Consider the following 5,719-nt stretch of genomic DNA (forward strand, 5'->3'; position numbering starts at 1 on the left):
GGCTTGCTCGCGAATGCGGTGCATCAGTCAAAACATCTGTGAATGACACTGCGCTTTCGCGAGCAAGCCCGCTCCCACCTTTAGATCAGCGCCAGATCCAGGCTTATTGATAGCCTTTGGGAAACGGGTTCGGCTCGATCAGATCCGACTCGTAGATCACCTTGAACTGGCCGTTGGGCTGCACTTCACCGATGCGCGACTTGCTCCACAAGTGATGGTTTTCGTGGATCTTCACGTAGCCTTCCGGCGCGGTTTTCAGCTCGATGCCCGGCGAGGCGGCGACGACTTTATCCACGTCGAAACTGCCGGCCTTCTCCACCGCTGCTTTCCACAGCCATGGGCCGAGGTAGGCCGCCTGGGTCACGTCGCCGATCACCGCGTCCTTGCCGTACTTGGCCTTGAAGGCTTCGACGAAGGCTTTATTGTTAGGGTTGTCCAGGCTCTGGAAGTACTTCATCGAGGCATAGAAACCGGCCATGTTTTCGCCGCCGATGCCGAGCAGTTCGTCTTCGGTCACCGACAGGGTCAGCAAGGTTTGCTTGGACGAATTCACACCTGCCGCGTTGAGCTGTTTGTAGAACGCCACGTTGGAGCCGCCGACCACCGCCGCGAAGACCACGTCCGGTTTCTTCAGCTTGACCTTGTTGATCAGCGAGCCGAACTGGGTGTTGCCCAGCGGGTAGTAGTCTTCGCCGACCACAGTGCCGTGCAGCACGTTTTCAATGTGCTTGCGCGCGATCTTCATCGAGGTGCGCGGCCAGATGTAGTCGGAGCCGACCAGGTAGAACGTCTTCGCGCCCTTGGTCTTGGCGATCCAGTCGAGGCTGGCGAGGATCTGCTGGGTGGCTTCCTGCCCGGTGTAGATCACGTTTTTCGACTGTTCCAGGCCCTCATAGAAGGTCGGGTAGTAGAGCAGGCCGTTTTCTTTCTCGAAGATCGGCAGCACGGCCTTGCGCGAGGCCGAGGTCCAGCAGCCGAACACGGCGGCAACCTTGTCGTTGACCAGCAGCTTCTTGGCCTTTTCGGCGAAGGTCGGCCAGTCGGAGGCGCCGTCTTCTTGGATCACCTTGATCTGCCGTCCCAGGATCCCGCCCGAAGCGTTGATCTGCTCGATGGCCAGGCGTTCGGCCTGGATCGAACCGGTTTCGGAAATCGCCATGGTGCCGGTGGCCGAGTGCAACTGGCCGACGGTGACTTCAGTCGGGGTCACGGCCAGGCCTTCGTTATCGGCCAGCACGCCCTGGCTGAACAGTGCGGCCGCCAGCAAGGACAAGGCCAACAGGGGTTTGGAGCGGATCAATCGTGGTGCCATGGGGCGACTCCTCTGCAATGAGGGGTCCAGCATGGCGGCGGCCGGCCAGCACGGGTATACGCAGCCTGACGTAACGGCATACGTCATTTGACGTATGCCACTGCGCACCATTTTCGAGCAGGATCCCGCCCGCCCTGACAGCACCGATCAATGCGGGAGCTGGCTGGCCTGCGATGGCGGTGTATCCATCGACTTCCCATGCCTGACCTACCGCCATCGCAGGCAGGCCAGCTCGCACATTTTGAATCGGGGCACGGAACTTGCTCATCCACCTTGCCCACTCCCCGGAGCCATCCCACCGTGCACCACCTCCCCGGCACCCAGCGCATCGTCAAGATCCGCCGCGACTACAACACCTGGGTCGCCGACGAGACCATGGAAGACTACGCCCTGCGCTACACCCCCAAGTCCTTTCGCAAATGGTCAGAGCTGCGCATCGCCAACACGGCCCTGGGCGCGGTGTCCTTCCTGGCTCTGGAAGCCATCGGCGGCGTGCTGGCCCTGAGTTACGGCTTCACCAATACGTTCTGGGCGATTCTCGCCATCAGCCTGGTGATCTTCCTCACCGGCCTGCCCATCAGTTACTACGCGGCGCGCTATGGCGTGGACATGGACCTGCTGACCCGTGGCGCCGGCTTCGGCTATATCGGCTCGACCATCACCTCGCTGATCTACGCCAGCTTCACCTTCCTGTTCTTCGCCCTGGAGGCGGCGATCATGGCCCTGGCGCTGGAGCTGTATTTTCATATACCGCTGGCGATCGCCTACGTGATCTGCTCGCTGCTGGTGATCCCGCTGGTGGCCTACGGCGTGACGTTGATCAGCCGCCTGCAGCTGTGGACGCAACCGGTGTGGCTGCTGTTGCTGGTGCTGCCCTATGGCTTTGTGTGGTGGAAAAACCCCGACGCCTTCAGCGACTGGACCAGCTTCGTCGGACGCAGCGGCGATGGCGGCGGCTTCAACCTGCTGGCGTTCTGCGCCGCCTGCACGGTGGCGCTGTCACTGGTGACGCAGATCGGCGAGCAAGTGGACTACCTGCGCTTCCTGCCGGAAAAAACCGCCGCCAACCGTAAGCGCTGGTGGGCCGCCCTGCTCTGCGCCGGCCCTGGCTGGATCATCCCCGGCGCGTTGAAAATGTTCGCTGGCGCGTTCCTCGCGTTCCTCGCCTTGCAACATGAAATCCCCATGGAACGCGCTGCCGAGCCGACGCAGATGTACCTGGTCGCGTTCCGATACGTGTTCAGCTCGCCGGAATGGGCGCTGGGCGCGATGGTGCTCTTCGTGTTCATCTCGCAGATGAAGATCAACCTGACCAATGCCTACGCCGGCTCACTGGCCTGGTCGAACTTCTTTGCCCGCGTGACCCACAGTCACCCGGGCCGCGTGGTGTGGCTGGTGTTCAACGTGGCCATCGCGCTGATGCTGATGGAGCTGGGCGTGTTCGATGTGATCGACCAGGTGCTGGGGCTCTACGCCAATATTGCGATTGCCTGGATCGGCACGCTGGTCGCTGACCTGGTGATCAACAAACCGCTGGGGCTGTCGCCCAGGCACATCGAGTTCAAGCGCGCGCACCTCTACGACATCAACCCGGTGGGCGTCGGCTCGATGCTGGTCGCCTCGTTGCTGTCGATCCTCGCGCACTTCGGGCTGTTCGGCAGCCTGGCCCAGGCCGCGCCGCCGTTCGTGGCGCTGGGCACGGCCTTGATCATGGCGCCGCTGTTGGCCTGGCTGACGAAAGGCAAGTACTACATCGCGCGCACCAGCGACCTGCAACTGATCCACCCGGTGGCGCCCGCCACCCACGCGGTGTGCGGACTGTGCAGCAACCCGTTCGAAACCGCCGACATGGCGTTCTGCCCGGCCTACAGCACGCCCATCTGCTCGCTGTGTTGTTCACTGGACGCACGTTGCGGCGATCGCTGCAAACCCCACGCGCGCCTGGTCACCCAGTTCGAAGGCGTGTTGCGCTGGCTGCTGCCGACTACCCTGATGCCGCGCCTGCACACACGGTTGGCCCATTACCTGGGGTTGCTGCTGGTACTGGAGCTGTTGCTCGCCAGCGCCCTGGCGTTGATTTACGTGCAGGCGGCCCAGGGTTTGCCGCACTCCGAGACCTTGTACCAAGCGTTCTTCAAGGCCTTCCTGACCCTCTCGGTACTGGCCGCGGTGCTCGCCTGGTGGGTGGTGCTGACCCGCGAAAGCCGGCGCGTGGCCCAGGAAGAGTCCGACCGCCAGACCTTGCTGCTGATGCACGAAATCGACGCCCACAGCCTCACCGACCAGGCCCTGCAACACGCCAAGGAAGCCTCCGAAGCCGCCAACGCTGCCAAGAGCCGCTATGTCACCGGGCTGTCCCATGAGCTGCGCACGCCGCTGAACAGCATTCTTGGCTTTACCCAAATCCTGCAGCGTGACGGCGCCATGCCCGAGCAGCACCAGGACGCACTCGCGACCATCCTGCGCAGCGGCTCGCACCTGTTGTCGCTGATCGACGGCCTGCTGGATGTGGCCAAGATCGAGGCCGGCAAGCTGCGCCTGGAACTCACCGAAATCCCCTTCCCCGAACTGATCCATGACCTGGAGCAGATGTTCACGCCGCAAGCCCAGGACAAGGGCCTGCGCTTTCGCCTGGACTGCGTGGGCAAGATCCCGGCGGTGGTGCGCGGCGACGAAAAGCGCGTGCGCCAGATCCTTATCAACCTGCTCGGCAATGCGGTGAATTTCACCGACAGCGGCGAGGTGTGCCTGCGGGTCAGCTACAGGCGCGAGACTGCCAATTTTGAAATCATCGACACCGGCATCGGCATTGATCCGGGGCAGATCGAGCGAATTTTCCAGCCGTTCGAACGCGGCGACCTGATGCGCCAGGACAAGGGCGTCGGTCTCGGGCTGACCATCACGCGCATGCTCACCTCCTTGATGGGCGGCGAACTGCGCGTGACCAGCGAACTGGACAAAGGCACCTGCTTCCAGGTGCGGCTGTTTCTGTCCCAGGTGCGCGCGCCGCAGGCGGTGGTGCATGTGGAGCACGACATCATCGGCTACCAGGGCGCGCGTCGACGCATCCTGGTGGTGGACGACCATGTGGACCATCGCAAGGTGCTCAGTGGCATGCTCACGCCGTTGGGCTTTGAGGTGGTGCAGGCCAGCAACGGCCAGGATGCGATTCGCCAGGTGGCGCTGCTGGCCCCGGACCTGATCCTGATGGACCTGTCGATGCCGACCCTGGACGGCTACGAAACCAGCCGCCTGATCCGGCGCAATGCGCTGTGCACCGCGCCGATCATCGTGATCTCCGCCAACGCCTTTACCGACGACCGCGAGCGCAGCATCGCCGCGGCCTGCAACGACTACCTGGCCAAGCCGGTGCGCACCCCGGAACTGCTCGGGCGCCTGCAACAGCACCTGGACCTGCAGTGGCTGCGGCGCACCAAGACCTTCACCGCACCGCCGCCGCCCAGCGTATTGCCCAGCCCTGAAGACCTTGCCGCCCTGGCGGAACTCAGCGCCATCGGCTATGTGCGCGGCCTGCACGCCAAACTCGACACGATCCTTGCACACCGCCCCGATGCCGAACCGTTCATCACCAAGCTGCGCGGGCTGCTCAAGAGCTTTCGCCTGGATGAACTCAACCGAACCCTCAAGGAGGCCGCAGATGAATGCACTCACCCACAGCACTGAACCCGGCGTGGTGCTGATCGTCGACGACACCCCGGACAACCTGGCATTGCTCTGTGACGCGCTCGACGACGCCGGCTACATGGTGCTGGTGGCCCTGGACGGCCTCAGCGCGTTGAACCGCGTGCAACGCCGGCGTCCGGACCTGATCCTGCTGGACGCGATGATGCCCGGCCTGGACGGTTTCGAAACCTGTCGCCGGCTCAAGGCAATGCCGGCCAGCGCGGATGTGCCGGTGGTGTTCATGACCGGGCTGACCGACAGCAAGCACGTGGTGCAAGGCTTCGAGGTGGGTGGCAGTGACTACGTGACCAAACCGATCCAGACCGATGAGGTACTGGCACGGGTGGCGGCGCACCTGCGCACGTCACGCATCTTGCTGTCGGCGCGGGAGGCGACGCAGCCGAATGTGCTGACGCTGGAGGATGAGCCGGCACAGCGGCTGCTGTCGGCCAGGTTCCAGTTGACCGAGCGTGAGGTGGAGGTCTTGCGCTGGGTCGCGTGCGGCAAGACCAATCGGGATATCGGCGACATCCTGGGGTTGAGCCCCAGGACGGTGAACAAGCATCTGGAGCATGTGTATGTGAAGTTGGGGGTGGAGACCCGGACGGCGGCGACATCCGTGGCCCTGGCCGCGATCTGAACAATGGGGGAGCGGGCTTGCTCGCGAACGCGGTGTGTCAGTGGACATATCCATGACTGACCTGTCGCATTCGCGAGCAAGCC

At 63.5% G+C, this 5,719-nt stretch carries 3 protein-coding genes; 2 read left to right on the forward strand and 1 reads right to left on the reverse strand.

All coding sequences use genetic code 11. The annotated features are described in order from the left end of the window. Nucleotides 1-103: 103 nt before the first annotated feature. Entirely contained in the window at nt 104-1,312 is a 1,209-nt protein-coding gene (gene urtA / locus QMX97_RS31515; RefSeq protein ID WP_065906042.1) for an urea ABC transporter substrate-binding protein, read from the reverse strand. Nucleotides 1,313-1,612: 300 nt separating this feature from the next. Between urtA and QMX97_RS31520 the strand changes: the two genes are divergently transcribed. Further along, a complete protein-coding gene (locus QMX97_RS31520) occupies nt 1,613-4,996 on the forward strand; it encodes an ATP-binding protein (RefSeq protein WP_282398210.1) in 3,384 nt (1,127 codons plus the stop codon). Continuing rightward, nucleotides 4,971-5,636, forward strand: a complete 666-nt coding sequence (locus QMX97_RS31525; protein WP_065906038.1) for a response regulator — start codon at nt 4,971-4,973, stop codon at nt 5,634-5,636. Before QMX97_RS31520 ends, QMX97_RS31525 begins: the two co-directional genes overlap by 26 nt. Nucleotides 5,637-5,719 lie beyond the last annotated feature (83 nt).

The sequence above is a fragment of the Pseudomonas sp. PS01298 genome (assembly GCF_029959745.1).
GTDB lineage: Bacteria > Pseudomonadota > Gammaproteobacteria > Pseudomonadales > Pseudomonadaceae > Aquipseudomonas > Aquipseudomonas aylmerensis.